The organism is Bartonella sp. OT172YNZD (genome assembly GCF_042193725.1).
Classification (GTDB): Bacteria; Pseudomonadota; Alphaproteobacteria; order Rhizobiales; family Rhizobiaceae; genus Bartonella; species Bartonella grahamii_A.
In genome coordinates, this window is sequence record NZ_JBHILZ010000116.1 from 1 (window position 1) to 559 (window position 559).

At 46.7% G+C, this 559-nt stretch carries 2 protein-coding genes; both read right to left on the reverse strand.

Annotated elements, in window-relative coordinates; genetic code table 11:
- Positions 1–214: GPW/gp25 family protein (locus ACFIJS_RS09325; RefSeq protein WP_375651353.1), on the reverse strand; the 214-nt coding region annotated here is incomplete at its 3' end.
- 3 nt (positions 215–217) lie between these two features.
- On the reverse strand, positions 218–418 hold the full coding sequence (locus ACFIJS_RS09330) for a hypothetical protein (RefSeq protein ID WP_375651354.1): 201 nt from the start codon (positions 416–418) through the stop codon (positions 218–220).
- Positions 419–559: the final 141 nt, after the last annotated feature.

Sequence of the window (559 nt, forward strand, 5' to 3'; positions counted from 1 at the left end):
CTGGATCATCAAGCGCTTCAACAATTGCTTGATAAAGCTGCATCATCGTCGCAGGATTAGCATTGGCGTCTTGGAATGCTCCAACATCACATCCATAATGACGACGCAAAACCCGCGTCCCAATCCTTGTCGTCAGACATTTACGGAGTGACTGTTGGCAATGGTCCCAACCATATAAGAGAGAGCCATCCTTTTCGCTGATCCCGCACCGCATGCTTTAAGCACCCTTCGTTGTCTTTGTGGAAGAAACAGTTGGGGCTGCAGAAACGATAGGGGCTGGTTTTTCAGCAATCTGACCAAGAAGCAACGGATACTTTGCCGCTTCCTCACTTAAACAAATTTCTTCACCTTTTCCCGGTGAACGCTTGCCTGCAACAAAATCGGCATTGGTTAAAATAACATAAGTGTTCTCACGCATCATAAAACTCCTTTAAAGGGGGTAAGAGGTTGTGGAGGGACCCATTTTGACCCCACCGTGTTTGTGGCTTGCGCCAACAGATTTTTGATTGTGCTGCAAATCTTCTGCTTGAATATGCACACTGCCCGTTAATTCAACACG

Coding starts and splice junctions, on each gene's coding strand:
- ACFIJS_RS09330 (WP_375651354.1), bottom strand. CDS start 418: ATGCGTGAGAACACTTATGTTATTTTAACCAATGCCGATTTTGTTGCA.